This window comes from Streptomyces sp. NBC_00076 (assembly GCF_045041235.1).
Classification (GTDB): Bacteria; Actinomycetota; Actinomycetes; order Streptomycetales; family Streptomycetaceae; genus Streptomyces.
The window spans coordinates 3,304,288-3,319,173 of the sequence record NZ_CP108242.1; the positions used below are offsets into that span (position 1 = coordinate 3,304,288).

The 14,886-nt window shown below is 68.7% G+C and carries 11 protein-coding genes and 4 pseudogenes; 9 read left to right on the forward strand and 6 right to left on the reverse strand.

Annotated features, from left to right (window positions below):
- Positions 1 to 607 precede the first annotated feature (607 nt).
- Positions 608 to 1,020: pseudogene (locus OHA64_RS15035) on the reverse strand (DUF1080 domain-containing protein); the annotation flags it as partial.
- A gap of 79 nt (positions 1,021 to 1,099) precedes the next feature.
- Here OHA64_RS15035 and OHA64_RS15040 point away from each other — a divergent pair.
- Together OHA64_RS15040 and OHA64_RS15045 are read left to right on the forward strand one after the other, a co-directional pair.
- Positions 1,100 to 2,611, forward strand: a complete 1,512-nt coding sequence (locus OHA64_RS15040) for an MFS transporter (protein ID WP_405613132.1) — start codon at positions 1,100 to 1,102, stop codon at positions 2,609 to 2,611.
- On the forward strand, positions 2,608 to 3,576 hold the full coding sequence (locus OHA64_RS15045) for an LLM class flavin-dependent oxidoreductase (protein ID WP_405613134.1): 969 nt from the start codon (positions 2,608 to 2,610) through the stop codon (positions 3,574 to 3,576). The genes OHA64_RS15040 and OHA64_RS15045 overlap by 4 nt, the downstream gene beginning before the upstream one ends.
- A 112-nt stretch (positions 3,577 to 3,688) precedes the next feature.
- Here OHA64_RS15045 and OHA64_RS15050 read toward each other — a convergent pair whose 3' ends face one another.
- Positions 3,689 to 3,865 (reverse strand): hypothetical protein, encoded by a 177-nt coding sequence (locus OHA64_RS15050; RefSeq protein WP_405613136.1) that lies wholly within the window; start codon positions 3,863 to 3,865, stop codon positions 3,689 to 3,691.
- 177 nt (positions 3,866 to 4,042) lie between these two features.
- Here OHA64_RS15050 and OHA64_RS15055 point away from each other — a divergent pair, with 177 nt between their 5' ends.
- Positions 4,043 to 5,101: a VWA domain-containing protein gene (locus OHA64_RS15055; RefSeq protein WP_405623981.1), complete on the forward strand. Its 1,059-nt coding sequence runs from the start codon at positions 4,043 to 4,045 to the stop codon at positions 5,099 to 5,101.
- Between the two features lie 113 nt (positions 5,102 to 5,214).
- On the opposite strand, the pseudogene OHA64_RS15060 reads toward OHA64_RS15055, so the two are convergent.
- Positions 5,215 to 5,355: pseudogene (locus OHA64_RS15060) on the reverse strand (IS701 family transposase); the annotation flags it as partial.
- Positions 5,356 to 5,382: 27 nt separating this feature from the next.
- Between OHA64_RS15060 and OHA64_RS15065 the strand changes: the two are divergent.
- The 4 genes and pseudogenes from OHA64_RS15065 to OHA64_RS15080 form a co-directional block, all read left to right on the forward strand.
- A pseudogene (locus tag OHA64_RS15065) lies at positions 5,383 to 6,008 on the forward strand (DUF418 domain-containing protein); the annotation flags it as partial.
- Between the two features lie 177 nt (positions 6,009 to 6,185).
- Positions 6,186 to 7,091: an NADP-dependent oxidoreductase gene (locus tag OHA64_RS15070; RefSeq protein WP_405613138.1), complete on the forward strand. Its 906-nt coding sequence runs from the start codon at positions 6,186 to 6,188 to the stop codon at positions 7,089 to 7,091.
- Between the two features lie 64 nt (positions 7,092 to 7,155).
- Positions 7,156 to 8,217, forward strand: a complete 1,062-nt coding sequence (locus OHA64_RS15075; protein ID WP_405613140.1) for an alkene reductase — start codon at positions 7,156 to 7,158, stop codon at positions 8,215 to 8,217.
- A gap of 11 nt (positions 8,218 to 8,228) precedes the next feature.
- On the forward strand, positions 8,229 to 8,708 hold the full coding sequence (locus OHA64_RS15080) for a MarR family winged helix-turn-helix transcriptional regulator (RefSeq protein ID WP_405613142.1): 480 nt from the start codon (positions 8,229 to 8,231) through the stop codon (positions 8,706 to 8,708).
- A gap of 148 nt (positions 8,709 to 8,856) precedes the next feature.
- On the opposite strand, the pseudogene OHA64_RS15085 reads toward OHA64_RS15080, so the two are convergent.
- Positions 8,857 to 9,201, reverse strand: a pseudogene (locus tag OHA64_RS15085) (alpha-amylase family glycosyl hydrolase); the annotation flags it as partial.
- 242 nt (positions 9,202 to 9,443) lie between these two features.
- Here OHA64_RS15085 and OHA64_RS15090 point away from each other — a divergent pair.
- Positions 9,444 to 10,460: a LacI family DNA-binding transcriptional regulator gene (locus OHA64_RS15090; protein WP_405623982.1), complete on the forward strand. Its 1,017-nt coding sequence runs from the start codon at positions 9,444 to 9,446 to the stop codon at positions 10,458 to 10,460.
- A 126-nt stretch (positions 10,461 to 10,586) separates the two neighbouring features.
- Here the strand turns inward: OHA64_RS15090 and OHA64_RS15095 are convergent, their stop codons facing one another.
- Positions 10,587 to 12,065 carry a ricin-type beta-trefoil lectin domain protein gene (locus OHA64_RS15095; protein WP_405613144.1) on the reverse strand — a complete coding sequence of 493 codons (1,479 nt, stop codon included), beginning with the start codon at positions 12,063 to 12,065 and terminating at the stop codon, positions 10,587 to 10,589.
- 332 nt (positions 12,066 to 12,397) lie between these two features.
- Entirely contained in the window at positions 12,398 to 12,976 is a 579-nt protein-coding gene (locus OHA64_RS15100; RefSeq protein ID WP_405613146.1) for a TetR/AcrR family transcriptional regulator, read from the reverse strand.
- Between the two features lie 595 nt (positions 12,977 to 13,571).
- Between OHA64_RS15100 and OHA64_RS15105 the strand changes: the two genes are divergently transcribed.
- Complete coding sequence (locus OHA64_RS15105; protein WP_405613148.1) at positions 13,572 to 14,582, forward strand: alpha/beta fold hydrolase; 1,011 nt, start codon at positions 13,572 to 13,574, stop codon at positions 14,580 to 14,582.
- Positions 14,583 to 14,886 lie beyond the last annotated feature (304 nt).

Consider the following 14,886-nt stretch of genomic DNA (forward strand, 5'->3'; position numbering starts at 1 on the left):
AGTCGCGAAGACGGCGAACTCCGCTCCCCACACTGGCGCTTGCATGACCGGCCACCGAGTTGGCAACAGGGCATGGCGCGCCTGCTGCGGTGGTTGTCGCGTGCGGAGGCTGTTTCGTGCTGCGGCTGTCACGACGACCCGCACGACAGGCTCAGCATCGACAAAAAACGCCTGGGACACGGGGCCGCCCTGCCACGGACATGCCGCAGGCGACGTCACCGCCTCTGCTCGTCGAGTGCGCCCTCCGTCGGCGGAACTGCCCTGGGCGACAGGCAGTTGCGGCCGAACGCCGGCCGCCGTCCGTCGGGGCCGCTCACGCGGCGGGCTGACCGACAGGGCTCGCCTCGCCGCCGACCCGGGCTGCCGCCCGCTGTGCATCGTGCCCACTGTCGGTGTCGCGGTATCCGTGGACGGACACTGCCCGTACGGAGCCGCCCAGCCGGTCACGGACGCTTTCGCCGACGACGACCACGAGTCGTCCCAGCGAGGCTCCACCCCGGATACTCGGGGCGGAGCCTCTGTGCCAGAAGGGCCGTTATGGCAGGTCAAAATGGGACGGGCTGTCGAGCCCGTCCGAAGGGGGCGTAACGGTAGCGGACGCCGTTGGTCAGTGCCGGTTCTGTTTCGCTCCGTCGGCCGGTTCGATCCAGACGTTCCTGAAGCGGACCTTGTTCCCGTGGTCCTGGAGCCGGATCGCGCCCGCCGCGGCCGATTCGGTTTCGCCACCGCCGGTCGGGCCGTCCACCGCGACATCGTCGTGGACTTTCCTGCCGTTCCACACCACGGTGATCCTGGCGTCTTCGGTCTTCTGGCCCGCGGCGTCGAAACGGGCCGCGCGGAAGACGATGTCGTACGTCAGCCAGGTTTCGGGTGCGGTGGCGGCGTTCAGGTCGGCGGCCTTCTTGGTGTAGATGGCCGCCGCCTCGTTCGCGGCGAGTTTCTCCACCCGAAGGAGTTCAGGATCTGGATCTCGTACCGCTCCTGGAGATAGATGCCGCTGTTGCCGCGGTCCTGCCGTGTACGAAGGGCACACGAAACCGTCCATGCTTTGTCCTCAAAAAGGAGAAACTGATGAGGAGCAAGGAGCCACGGCGTCGGATTGTCCACGCCGGGCCGTGAACGTGCTGATCGGGCGGTAGGGCATGACTGCGGCCGACGGAGCCGGCGTGCTGCCGGACCGCCGCGCCATCGGTCGTCCGCCTTCTCTTGTCGATCGCCTGCCGAGTGTGCAGATACTCGGCAGGCGATCCGACGTATCGCCTTCCTAACCCGTCTCCCGAACCCGCCTTCCGAACCCGTCCAGCTTCTTCCAACCCAGCGGAGCTCCCCCGTGGAAGACCGCGCCGTACGCCGACGCCGTCATGCTTTGTTCCTCCTGTTCTTTCTTCCAGGCATCGCCATGTCGTCCTGGGTCACACGCACCCCGGATGTCCGCGATCAACTGGGCTTGTCCACCGGGCAGATGGGCCTGGTCCTCTTCGGTCTGTCCGTCGGTTCCATGATCGGCATCCTGTGTTCCGGCCGTTTCGTGTCCCGGTTCGGCACCCGGCCAGTGATCACGCTCGGCACTCTCCTGATCATCGCGGGCACGGTCGTCATCGGTGTGGGCAGTGCCGTACCGTCGGCACCCCTGGTCGCCGCGGGGCTGTGCCTGTTCGGCGCGGGCATGGGCGGGGGCGAAGTGGCGGTCAATGTGGACGGCGCCGACGTGGAGCGCCTCACCGGGACCGCGGTGCTGCCCACGCTGCACGGCTGCTTCAGCCTGGGCACGGTCATCGGAGCCTCGGCCGGAATGGCGGCCACCGCCGCGGCATTCCCCGTCCCCTGGCATCTGGCCGTGGTCGCCCTGGTCGCCACGGGGATTCTGGTCCACGCCCTGCGTGCCGTTCCCGCCGGCATCGGCATCAGCGCCGCGCGGTCGACGCCGGGGCAAGGTCCGGGTACGGGTACGGCGCAACGATTGAAGCCGCAGGTGTGGAAGGACCGAAAGCTGCTGCTGATCGGCGCCATCGTGCTGGCCATGGCACTGGCCGAGGGCGCCGCCAACGACTGGCTGCCGCTGCTCATGGTCGACGGCCACGGCCTTGACGCCGCGATGGGCTCGCTCGTCTACGTGGGGTTCGCGGCGGCGATGACCCTGGGACGCTTCAGCGGCACATTCTTCCTCGGCCGTTTCGGGCGGGGCGCCGTCGTGCGCGCGAGCGCCGTCTCCGGTGCCGTCGGACTCCTCCTGGTCATCTTCTCCGACAACGCTGTCGTAGCGGCAACAGCCGTACTCTTCTGGGGACTTGGGGCCTCCCTCGGTTTCCCCGTTGCCCTGTCGGCGGCGGGCGACTCGGGCCCCGACCAGACGGCCCGCGTCTCGCTGGTCGCCATCATCGGCTACGTCGCCTTCCTCGTGGGGCCGCCCGCCCTCGGGTTCCTGGGCGACCACTACGGGCTGCGCTCGGCAATGGTGGCGGTTCTGGTGTTCGTCGCCTCGGCGATCCTGATCGCTCCCGCCGCCGACACCCGTGACCGCAGCACTGCCGCGGAGGTGGCCCAGCGCACGCCGCCCAGCACACATCCCGCAGGACAACACCGAGGACAACACCAAGGAGACCGCTCATGAGCCCGCAGGAAGCGTCCGGCACGATCGGCGTCCTCCTCCCCCGCGACATCCATCGGTCCGACGTCATCGCCTTCGCGCAGGAAGCAGACGCCTACGGCTTCGGCGAACTGTGGGTCGTCGAGGACCTCGGTTACCGCGGAGGGCTGGTCCAGGCCGCCACCGTGCTGGCCTGCACCAGCCGGATCCGCGTCGGAGTCGGGCTGCTGCCCGCCGCGGCCCGCAACGTCGCCTTCGCCGCGATGGAAGCGGCCACTCTCGCCCAGCTCCACCCCGGCCGCCTCGACATCGCGGTCGGACACGGCATGCCCGACTGGATGCGCAGTGTCGGATCCTGGCCTGCCAGCCCTCTGACGCTGCTGGGCGAGTACATCCACACACTCAAGACACTGCTGGCAGGCCGACCGGCCGATACGGACGGCCGATACATCCGGCTCGACGGGCTACGCCTGGACCCGTCGGTGCTGCCCGAGCACGTGCCCGACATCTTCGCCGGCGTGCGCGGCCCCAAGTCGCTCGCCGTCTCCGGTGAGGTGGCCGACGGCACCCTGCTCGCCGAGCCGGTGTCACCCGAGTACGTCCGCCAGGCCCTCACCAGCATCAACGCGCGGCGCCCGCACCGGCTCGCCGCCTACAACATCACCGTGGTCGACGACGACCCGCACGCCGCCCTCTCCACGGCACGGCCCGCCCTGCAACCCCTGGGCGATCCCGACTGGGCGCCCCACATCGTCCCCCTCGGCTTCCATGACGAGCTCGCCGCGCTGCGCCGCACCAGCAAGAACGCGCAGGAGTTCGCTCAGGCGATACCCGAGGAGTGGGCGGACCGGCTGGCCCTGACGGGCACCCCAGACCAGGTCCGGGCCCGCGTACAGGACCTCTTCGAGTCGGGCGTCACGACCGCCGTCCTCAGTCCGGTCGGCCCCGACTACCGGTCCGCGCTCGCCGGTCTGGCCAAGGTTCTCTGACAGACCTGGTCCACGTCTTCGCGATCGGCCACCTGTCACACCGGCCCCTGGCCCCCGACGTGGACCGGCGGCGCGCGCCTCCGCGCGCCGCTCACTGATCATTCATCGGCGCTCACGCGGTCCGGACGTCGTCCACCCGCTCTCCCTCCACCTGGGACGGCTCGGTCCTGGGGACGTCAGGGTGCTGCTCCACTGCCGAGCACTCGGCCGGTTCATCGCGCTCGCCCTCGGCCTGGGAGGGCGTGTGCGAGTACAGCCAGCGGTCGTAATCCGAGGCTCCGGTCTTCATGGCGGCCTCCCTTGGTCGCTCACCTCCCATGCCCCTCCCGGGCCCGCCGCAGTGCCGGAGCGGCCTGCGCCGAGCCGGGCTGGACGCGGGGAGGTGATCGAGCGTCAAACGCCGTTGTCAGTGCCTCCCCATAAAATGAAGTCATCACTCGGGGATCGTCGGAGGGGGAGCACAAACGTGTCCGCAAACAAGATCCAGCACAAGGTGAATCACGTCGCGCTGGTAGTGGACTGTTCGGGTTCAATGCATCCGCACCAGAGTCAACTCATTCGAGTCGTGGACGAGTTCGTGGCGGGGTTGAAGGCCGAGTCGGACAGCCTCGGCCACGAGACAAGGATCAGCCTCTACTCCTTCGACCACAGGGTGGAGAACCTGGTCTGGGACATGGATGTGAAGCATCTGCCGTCCATGCGGGGGCTGTACCGGGTCAACAATGGCGCTACGGCCCTCATAGAGGCTTCGCTGAAGTCCCTGGACGACCTGGACCATATCTGGGAGGAATACGGCGAGCACAGCTTCCTCCAGATTGTCGTGACGGACGGTGAGGAGAACGCCTCCGGCGGCGACAGGCGGCACGACGGCGACATGACCATCCTCGGCCCCTGGCTCGACAAGATCACGGCGAAGATGAACGGGCTGCCGGGCCACTGGACTTCCGCGATCCTCGTTCCGAACTCCCTGGCCAAGCGCACCGCCCAGAACTACGGTTTCCCGGCCGGGAACATCGCCATCTGGGACGCGGATTCCCAGAAGGGCGTCGAGGAGGCGATCGGCACCGTGCGCGCGGCCGCCACCAGCTTCCTCCGCGGACGAGAGCAGGGAGTGCGCGGCACGAAGAACCTGTTCACCGTCGGCCAGGACATATCGGTTGACGAGGTGCGCGCGAACCTCGAACCGATTCCGGCCGACAAGTACCGGCTCCTGAAAGTCGACAAGGAGGTCGACATTCGCTCCTTCGTCAACTCGCATCCGGGCGTGACGTACGAACGTGGTTCGTGTTACTACCAGCTGGGCGCCCGGGCTCAGGTTCAGCAGAACAAGGAAGTCGTCGTGGTCGAGAAAGACACCGACCGCGCCTATACGGGCGACGCGGCACGCAGCCTTTTGTTCGGTACGGATGTCCAGGGGACCGTCTCCGTGAAAGCGGGGAACAATCCCAAGTTGGAGGTGTACGTACAGAGCCGATCGGTGAATAGGAAACTCAAGCCGAAGACGCGTCTGCTCATCATGATCTGAAATCAATGGGTGAAGAACGGGCTGGTCCGGGAACAGCCCGCTCCCCTTGCTCGACACCACCGTGAGCAACATGCGTCGCCCCGTGCGGTCTCTTGCGGCACGGGGCGGCGTGAAGACCGGGGGTGCGTCGAGGACTTGGTGGAGGGGGAAGCCGGTCCGGAGGCTCCTGGGGCCAGGCGCTGTTCGGTCAAGAAGGCGTGGCCGGCGGTCGCCAAGGCGATGTGATGGTGCCGGCCAGGACAGAAGCGGCCTTCGCGGCCGGGGATCTCGCAGTACGTTCCCGGCAGCTCACCGGCTTCTACCCGACGATCACGTGGATGCCGTTCGTGATCGCCGATATGGCGCTGGCCCGCCTCGACCTGTCCGCGACCGCCGTGCAGCGCCGCCTGGCCGCGCTCGGCGCCGCCCTCACCGTGACCGCGTACGGCATGTCCTTGCTGCTGGCCGGCAAGGACGCGCTGAGGAGCACGGCGGAAGACGGGCCGTCGTCCGGCGGCTCCGGGTCGATGCCGCTCGACAGCGGGTCGTTCGAGCCCCAGGCATCGATGCTCTTGACGGCCGGGCCGCACAGCGGCACCACGTTCGACATCATCGGCAGCGTGGGAGTCGCGATCCTCGTGATCGTGGCGCGACGGTGGCGATGGACCGCCTGCCGCGGCTGCGCCGCCCGGCCACACCTGTCGTCGCCGTGGGCACCATGTCCCTGACCGCCTACGTCGGCCACTTCCTCGTACAGTCCGCTCTGGCCATACCCACCGGGACCAGCTCCCAGCAGTCCTGGGTGCCGCTGCTCATGTTCGTCCTCGGGGCGATCGTGTTCGCCGCGATCTGGTCCCGCTTCTTCCGCCGCGGGCCCCTGGAACACCTGCTCAACGCCGCCACCAAGCCGGCGAAGTACATCCGATGAGACCCGGCCGGGGTGGCTCGACCTGCACGTCCCACCCCGGCCCGGGCCGCTCACGGATCGGATCCGCCAAGCGGCTCAGCCCTTGCGCGCAACCAATACTTGGCTAGCCACATGTTTGCTGTTACGTTGATTATGTGTCCAGCCACCTAAAGGGGTGGCGGCGCGAGAGGAGTCGTCATGAAGGCCATCCTGTTCGACCGTTTCGGAGGCACGGACGTGCTGCACGAGGCGGACATCGAGGTCCCGCAGCCCGGCCCCGGGCAGATCCGCGTCCGCGTCAAGGCGGCCGGGCTGAACGCGCTGGACGGCAAGATCCGCTCCGGGGCGATGGAGGCCGCGTTCCCCACGCCGCTCCCCTCCGTCCCCGGTGGCGAGCTCGCCGGCGTGGTGGACGCCCTGGGTGAGGGCGTGCAGGACGTGCAGGTGGGCGATGAGGTGCTGGGCTGGTCGGACACCGGCTCGTACGCCGAGTACGCGCTGGCCACCACCGTGGCCCTCAAGCCCGCCGGCCTCGACTGGCAGCACGCGGTCGCGCTGCCGGTGGCGGGCGAGACGGCCGAGCGGGTCCTGAACCTGCTCGGCGTCGCCGCCGGGGAGACCGTACTGATGCACGGCGCGGCCGGAGCGGTCGGCACCCTGGCGGTCCAGCTCGCCACGGCCCGCGGAGCGCGTGTCATCGCCACCGCCGGCCCCGCCAACCAGGACTACCTCACCTCGCTCGGCGCCACCGCGACCCTCTACGGCGAGGGCCTGGTCGAACGGGTCCGGGCGCTCGTCCCCGACGGCGTGGACGCGGTGTTCGACCTGGCCGGGAAGGGAGCCCTGGAGGACTCCATCGCCCTGCGCGGCGGCACCGAGCGCATCGTCACCATCGCCGACTTCCGCGCGCACCAGCTCGGCATCACCTTCTCCACCGGTGGCCAGGAACGCTCGGCCGCCCGCCTGGCCACGCTGGCGCAGGACGCCGCGACCGGAAAGCTCGTCACCACCGTCACCGCCTACCCGCTCGACCAGGCCGCCACGGCCCAGCAGGTCAGCGACGCCGGGCATGTCCGGGGCAAGCTCGTCCTCACCCTCGACTGATCACGCCCGCCTTTCCCTCTTGTTCCGATCATCACCCGGCCATCACCGCACCGAAGGACCACTCATGCTGAACGCCCTGTGGACACCGACCACCGTCGGTGACATCTCCCTCCCGCACCGCCTGGTCATGGCCCCCATGACCCGTGACCGCTCCACACCTGAAGGCGTACCGACCGAGCTGAACGCCGAGTACTACGCCCAGCGGGCCTCGCACGCGCTCATCATCACCGAGGGAACCCAGCCCTCCGCCGACGGTCAGGGCTACCTCCTCACCCCCGGCGTCCACAATGCCGAGCAGATCGCCGGGTGGCGCAAGGTCACCGACGCCGTGCACGCGGCCGACGGCCGGATCGTCATCCAGCTGATGCACACCGGACGCATCGCCCACCCCGACAACACCCCTCACGGCCGTCAGCCGGTCGCCCCTTCGGCGGTCCGGCCGCAGGGCGTGATGTTCACCGCGTCCGGGCCCCAGGAGATGCCGACCCCCCGTGCTCTGTCGACGCAGGAGGTCGCGGCGACCGTCGACGACTTCCGCCGCGCCGCGGCGGCCGCCGTCGCGGCAGGCGCCGACGGCGTGGAGATCCACGGCGCCAACGGCTACCTGGTGCACCAGTTCCTGTCCGACAGCACCAACCAGCGCACCGATGGCTACGGCGGCTCGATCGAGGGCCGCATCCGCTTCGCCGTCGAGGTCGCCGCCGCCGTGGCCGCCGAGATCGGCGCCGACCGCACCGGCCTGCGCATCTCCCCCGGCAACCCCTACAACGACATCGCCGAGTCCGACACCGCCGAGCTGTATCCGGCACTCCTGCGCGCCCTCAGCCCGCTCGGCCTCGCCTACCTCCACGTGATGCACGCGGGCGACGAGGAACTGCTGGGCACCCTGCGCTCGCTGTGGCCGACCACACTGATCCTCAACCGGGCCGGCACCGACCTGCCCACCCGCGCCAAGGACGTCGACCACGGCACGGCCGACCTCGTCTCCGTCGGCGCCCTCGCGCTCGCCAACCCGGACCTGGTCGAGCGGCTACGATCTGACGCGCCGCTGAACACCCCCGACCCGGCGACCTTCTACGGCGGCGGAGTGGCCGGCTACACCGACTACCCCACCTACACCGTCTGAGGAACCGCATCATGCCCGCCCCCACACCCCGCACCCCCACCACGGCGAGCGAGGGGCCGATGAGCTACGCGATCTTCCAGCTCGCCCGCGCTCACCGCGCCCGCGCCGGAGCCATGCTCCGCGAGATGGACCTGCACCCCGGACAGGAACTGCTGCTGATGCAACTCCTCGACCGGGACGGGCAGACCCAGTCCGAGCTGCTCGAAAGCGTCGGCCTTGACCACTCCACCGTCTCCAAGTCCCTACGCCGCATGCAGGAGGCCGGCCTGCTCGTCCGTGAGCCGGCCGCACACGACCGGCGCGTCATGGTCGTCCACCTCACCGACAAGGGCCGTGCCATGCGCGAGCCCCTGGCAGCCATGTGGCAGGCCCTGGAGGAGACCTCCGCGCTGAACCTGTCGGCGCAGCAGGCAGAGGCCTTCGTCCGCACCGCCTACGCCATCACCGACGCGATCAACAGCCGCGCTGTCCCGGGGGAAGAGTCCGAGTAACTCCCCCCGTTTGCACCCCGGTTCCAGCCTGGAGTGCGCATCGTTTCGATTCCGGCGTTCCTGGGACGTGGACAGTGCTGCAGCCCACTCGGCTCACGAAGCCCGTGCTGAACGGAGCCAGGATCCCCGGCTGTCGCAAGAGACGTTGGGGCCGGTATCGCTCGTTGGGGACCCATCGGGCGAAGGTCTTGCGGGCGTGCCGGCTGGTGTGGCGCATGACGTCATGGTTGTTGAGCACCCAGGTGGCCGGTGCGCCTACGCCGTTGAGCATGGCAAGGGAGTCGTCGATGACCGTGCGGAGGTCCTTGGCGTCCCAGCTGGCCTTGAGGAAGTCGAAGTTGAACGCGGTGTGCAGGCCGCCGGGGCGGACGTAGGCGGCGAGGCGTTCGGGGGTGTCAGCCCAGGCTTCGGCGACGAAGGCACGGTGGCCGGGGAACTCGTCGGCGACCTTGCGCCAGGCGCGGTGGATGTCGTGGACCTCATGGCGGTCCCAAACGGCTCAGCACATGGACGGGCGCATACGGGAACTGCTGCGCCGGCATGGCGACCCCCTGGTGCGCACCGACGAAGGACACCCGCGGGCCGCCGTCGGCCGCCGGCAAGTCATGCTGAGGTTTCTCACCCCCGCAGATGCCCGGGGAGTGGGCCTAGGCTGTTGTCAGGCCCGAGAAGCAGGGGGAACAAGGGAACATGGCGATTGGGGGCAAGCCCATGTCCGGACGGCCCCGGCCGTCGATGGCGGATGTCGCCCGTCACGCCGGTGTCGCGCCGCAGACGGTTTCGCGCGTGTCCAACGGTCACACCAACGTCGACCCGGCGACCAGGCAGCGGGTCGTCGAGTCGATGCAGGCGTTGGGCTACCGGCCGAACGGAGCCGCACGCGCGCTCAAAAGCGGGCGGTTCAACACGATCGGTGTCATCACCTTCACGCTCAAGACGTTCGGAAACACACGCACGCTCGACGCCATCGCCAAGGAAGCCGCACGCGCCAAGTACGCCGTCACCCTCATCCCCGTGTCGGACCCGACCATGGGCAGGGTTTCCGGTGCCTACGACCGGCTCAGCGAGGCAGCCGTCGACGGAGTGATCCTCGTCTTCGAGGCGCATCTCCTGGACGATGCGGAGTTCAGCCTCCCGCCGGGGGTTCCGATGGTGGTCGTCGACTCCGATACCGGCCCCGGTTACACCGTCGTGGACACCGACCAGGCACAGGGCGCTCGGCAGGCGACGGAACACCTGCTGGAACTCGGCCACCAGCAGGTATGGCACATCGCCGGACCCCCGACCTCGTTCTCCGCGGCCCATCGCGTCGAATCCTGGCAAAGCACCCTGCAGAATGCCGGCATCGACCCGCCCCCGGTGCTGTACGGCGACTGGACCACCCGATCCGGATATCAGCACGGGTTGACTCTGGGGCGAAGGCCGGAGGTCACGGCGATCTTCGCCGCGAACGACCACATGGCGCTCGGGGTCATGCGTGCCCTGCACGAGCTCGGCCGCCGGATTCCCGACGACGTCAGCGTGGTGGGGTTCGACGACATGGAGGAGACCCATGCCTTCTGGCCACCGCTGACCACCGTGCGGCAGGACTTCGCCGCGGTCGGCCGACTCAGTTTTCAGAAGCTGCTGAGCAAGATCGGCCGCACCGGGCCCGACCTGATCGACAAGACCTTGGTCCCGACCCGGCTGGTGGTCCGCGCGAGCACCGCAGCGCCGCCGCCCTCACCGGAAGACGAAGCGCGGCGGTGCTGAGCCGTACGGGCCCGGCGAGGGTACTCGCAGGGCCCGTACGGTTCGGATCTGTGGTCGGATCAGTGGTCGAGGGGAACAGGTCCTGGTCCTGTCAGTGGTCGAGGGGAACAGGTCCTGGTCCTGGCATCAGCTTCTGGTCCACTGCTGGTTGCTGCTTCCGTTGCAGTTCCAGACATCGACCGCCGTGCCGTTGCCGGTGCCTGCTCCGGCCGCGTCCAGGCAGAGCGCCGGGTTCGCGACGCTGGTCACAGAGAGGTCCGCGTTCACGTTCCACTGTTGTGCCGCCGCGCCGGTGCAGTCGGAGATGATCACGGGATCTCCCGCCGTGGCTCCGGTACCTCCCACGGTCATGCACTTGTTGCCGTAGACGGTGAGTTGTTTGTCCGCGTTCCAGTTCCAGGTCTGGTTGCCGCCGTCGTTGCAGTCCCAGAGGTCGAGTTGGGTGCCGCTGGTCGTGCTGAACCCGGGCACGTCGACGCAGCGGCCCGAGCCCACTCCACGCAGGACCTCGCCGGGAGGCGCGGGCGGCAGGTCGTTGACGGGCGGGGTCGTGCCGAAGCCGTAGCCCCAGCGCAACAGGGCGACTCCGGTGGCGCTGTTGTCCACCAGGTTGCCCTCGGAGTCCAGCGACTCGATCGAGTAGGCGTCGCCGAACCTCAGCCCCGGCCAGTACACCAGTCCCATCCCCTTGCTGCGGGCGGTGTTGGCCACGGCCGCGAGGTACGAGGTGTAGATGTTGCCGTTCCACGCGCCGTAGTTCAGACCGATGGTCATCGGGGAGCCGGCCTCGTCGATGATGGTCCGGCCGGCGTACGAGCCGATCCGGGCTTCGAGGTCGGCGGTCCAGTCCGCCTGCTGGGTGTAGCTGGCCCAGAAGCCGTAGAAGTGCAGCGACAGCAGCGTTCCCCGCAGTTCGGGTGCCGCGCCGACACCGGTGACGTTGTCGTTGTAGCCGGTACCGCTGATCACGACACGGCCGCGCGGGACGTCCTTGTGCTGGGCCAGCCACCCACTGGTGACGGACACCCACTGGTCCAGGGTGTAGCCGTGCGGCTCGTTCATGGGCTCGAAGTAGACCCGTGGGTTGTGCTTGTACTCCCGCACCACGGTGTTCCACATCGTTTTCCAGGCGGCCGTGTCGTCGACCAGGCCGTCCTTGCTGGAGTCGGCCTCCCAGTAGCTGACGATGACCTTGTCACCGTAGGCCGTGGCCGAGTCGATCGTCGCCCGGTACGACTTCCACCAGTTGGTGCCCACGCTGGCCGGGTTGATCGGCAGTCGCAACGTGTTGGCGCCCAGGTTCTTCTTGAAGCCGCGCACCATGTGATCCGTGGTGCGGTACACGGTGCGGTAGTCGTCGGTCACCGACAGGCCGCTGGGCACCACTGCGTCACTGGCGTAGTTGTCCCGCGGGTCTGCCCAGTTCACCCCGCGGAAGTCACTGGTTCCACCCTTCGACGCAGGCTGCGCCGGCGTCTGCGAGGCGGCTGGCGTCTCGGCGGCCGACTGGGCGAGCGCGGGAGTGGTCAGGAACAGGAGTGTCGCGCCGAAGCCGGCCATGAGCACACTGGCCAGTCTTCTCGACCTCGTAGGGGTCTTGGTCATGTCGTCTCCAGTGACGGTAATCGCGGAGGGCGGAGTGCGGGTTCGTCACCTGAGCCGAGGCAGTGATGAACCAGGGTCCGGATACAGACACTCGGACCGTGTGAACCAGCCATGGTTACGTAACCATGGCCGGACATTGGCACGACGCCCGCACTGGTGACAAGACCCATGACGGTTCCGAAAGGCGACAGGCCGGCGGCGGGCCGGGCGGCGCCATGCATCGGGCTGCCGCCACAGGTCAGCCCCCAGCGCCACCTCGGCGACGATGTCGACACCGTCCGGGGTCACAGCATCGCCGTTGAACTCGCGGGGGTCCGTCGAGCAGTCGCGGCTCAGCCGCGTGGTCCCGCGCCGTGCAGGAGTGTGTCGATGACGAGTGCGGCCAGCGCGTCCGGGTCTTGCACGGCTGGATCCTGGTCGGCGCCCGGCCTGTCGAGGGCTTCGCTCAGGAGGGCGTAGTACACCTGCCGCGTCCAGTCCAGGTCCGCGTCCCGGGCGAGGAGTCCCTCGTTCTGTGCTCGTGTCAGGAGTTCGACGGTGTAGGTGTCGATCTCTGCCCAGAGGGCGGCTGCGGCGCTGGTATGGGGCGTGGCGTGACTGAGGGTGAAGCGCCAGGTGTTCTTGACTCGCAGGACGTTCGCAGTGACCCGGTACAGGGCCACGAGCGCGGGAGCGGAGTCGGGCCGGGCTTCCCCGATGGCGTCAAGGAGCTGCTGCTTCGCGGAGACGGCGAGCGCCTCCAGCAGTGCCTGCCGGTTCGCGAATCGGCGGTGCACCGTGATCCTGGTCAGCCCCGCTGCTTCGGCGATCTGCTCCATGGAGGCACCGGCGTCGCCGGCGAGGACCCGCTCGGCCGCCTCCAGAATCGCACGCACACTGCGCTCGGCATCTGCCCGCAGCGGTCGGCCCATAGCGGTCTCCCTGTCTCGTTCGTTTTCGTCCCCTGTAGAGGATACGTGAACGCTACGGGTATCCCGATAACTGATTCTTATCTGCCGCTAATGCACCTCCATCTGATACGTCCATGTTACGCATCGGAGGTCGCGCCACACCGCCCGACGGCTGACGACTCGACGAAGTCGCCGGTCAGGCAATGCTTTCGCCGGGGCAAGCCCGGAGGCCGTCGTCTTGACCTGAGAGAGCGGGACCCATTCGCCCTGGCGGATGACACGGTCGGGCGCCCGGGATGACTCCCGACGACATCACTGCTCCCTAGCTTCAGCACATGTCGATCACGCGGGAGTCTCCTCGCCGCCCCCGGCTCACCGGCGTCGTCGCTCCCAGCTCCGCCACCCTCGCGCAGCCCGTGACCTCCGTTCCGTATCCGAGCGGGAGGTCGCCGGACCCATGGGGGCCTTCAGACGCGTACGGCGGCGGGCCCGGCTCGACGAAGCCGCCGGCCCAGGAATAGCCCCACTCCCGCGCGCCCGCGGAGCATCCGCACGCGGAGCGCACGGCAGGTTCAACGCGCCGGGGGAGACCTCCGGCCCGACTCAAGGAATTGGCATGTCCTCAACCAATCGGCGTACCCGAATCTCCCGGCGGACCGCGATGGCGCTGGCCACCGTGTCGGTCGTCGCGGCTGTCGCCGCCACGGCACCGAGCATGGCCAATGCCGTGAGCGGCAGCTCCAGCGGCACGCGACACTCGGCCACCCGGACGCAGAACGCGGAGAGCGCCGGCACCGCCCCCAACCTGCGCGTCGAGGCCGCCAACGGCGTCACCTACCAGTACCGCCGCTTCGGCAACCCCAGCACCGGCAGCGTGCCCCTGGTCTTCCTCCAGCACTTCCGCGGCACCCTCGACAGCTGGGACCCCAAGCTCATCGACACCATCGCCGCCAAGCGCGAGGTCATCCTCGTGGACAACGTCGGCGTCGGCGGCTCGACCGGCACCACCGCCAGTACCGTCCAGCAGATGGCCCTGGACGCCATCGACTTCATCGACGCCCTCAAGCTGCCCCGCTACGACGTGTTCGGCTTCTCCCTCGGCGGCGAGGTCGCCCAGGAGGTCGCGCTGCGCCGCCCCTGGCAGGTCCGCCGCGTCGTCCTGGCCGCCACCGGACCCCAGGGCGGAGTGGACCAGCGCGCAACAGACCCCAACATTTTGCAGCGGACCTTGAAGGACAATCCGGGCCCCGAGGACTACCTCTTCCTCTTCTTCAAGAACACCGCCTCCAGCCAGGCCGCGGGAGGCGAGTTCCTGCAGCGTCTCGGGCAGCGCACCACCGACCACGACGCCCCCTCCAGCCTGGCCACCCGCGACCGCCAGCTCACCGCGTGGTCCGAGTGGGGCATCCCCGACAAGTCCAAGCTGGTGCGCCTGAACGCCCTCTTCCAGCCGGTCCTGGTCGCCGACGGCGAGAGCGACATCCTGATGCCCGCCAAGAACTCCCACCTGCTGGCCAAGCACCTCCCCGACGCCCGGCTGCACATCTACCCGGACGCCGGCCACGGCTTCCTCTACCAGTACGCCGTCACGTTCGGCACCGAGGTGAACGCCTTCCTCGACCGCTGACCGCACCTCGCCGCAAGACGGTCACCCGCGCCGACCGATACCCCGCCGGAGCCGAGCCGGCGGGGTATCGCCGTGCAACAGCCCGCTGACCTGGTCGACGCCGTGACCCACCGTAAGAGATACGTGAACGCTACGAATACTTCTTTAATTGATGCCCTGATGTTGCTTGTGACTTGAAAGCTGATACATTAGTGAAACTGATTGAGGGTTGCAGACACGGCGGCGGACCTCGGTACGACCGTCGTCCGCGTCCGGCACCGCGACCCCCACACCCCGCAAGCAGTCCTTGAGTCAGGAGCCCACA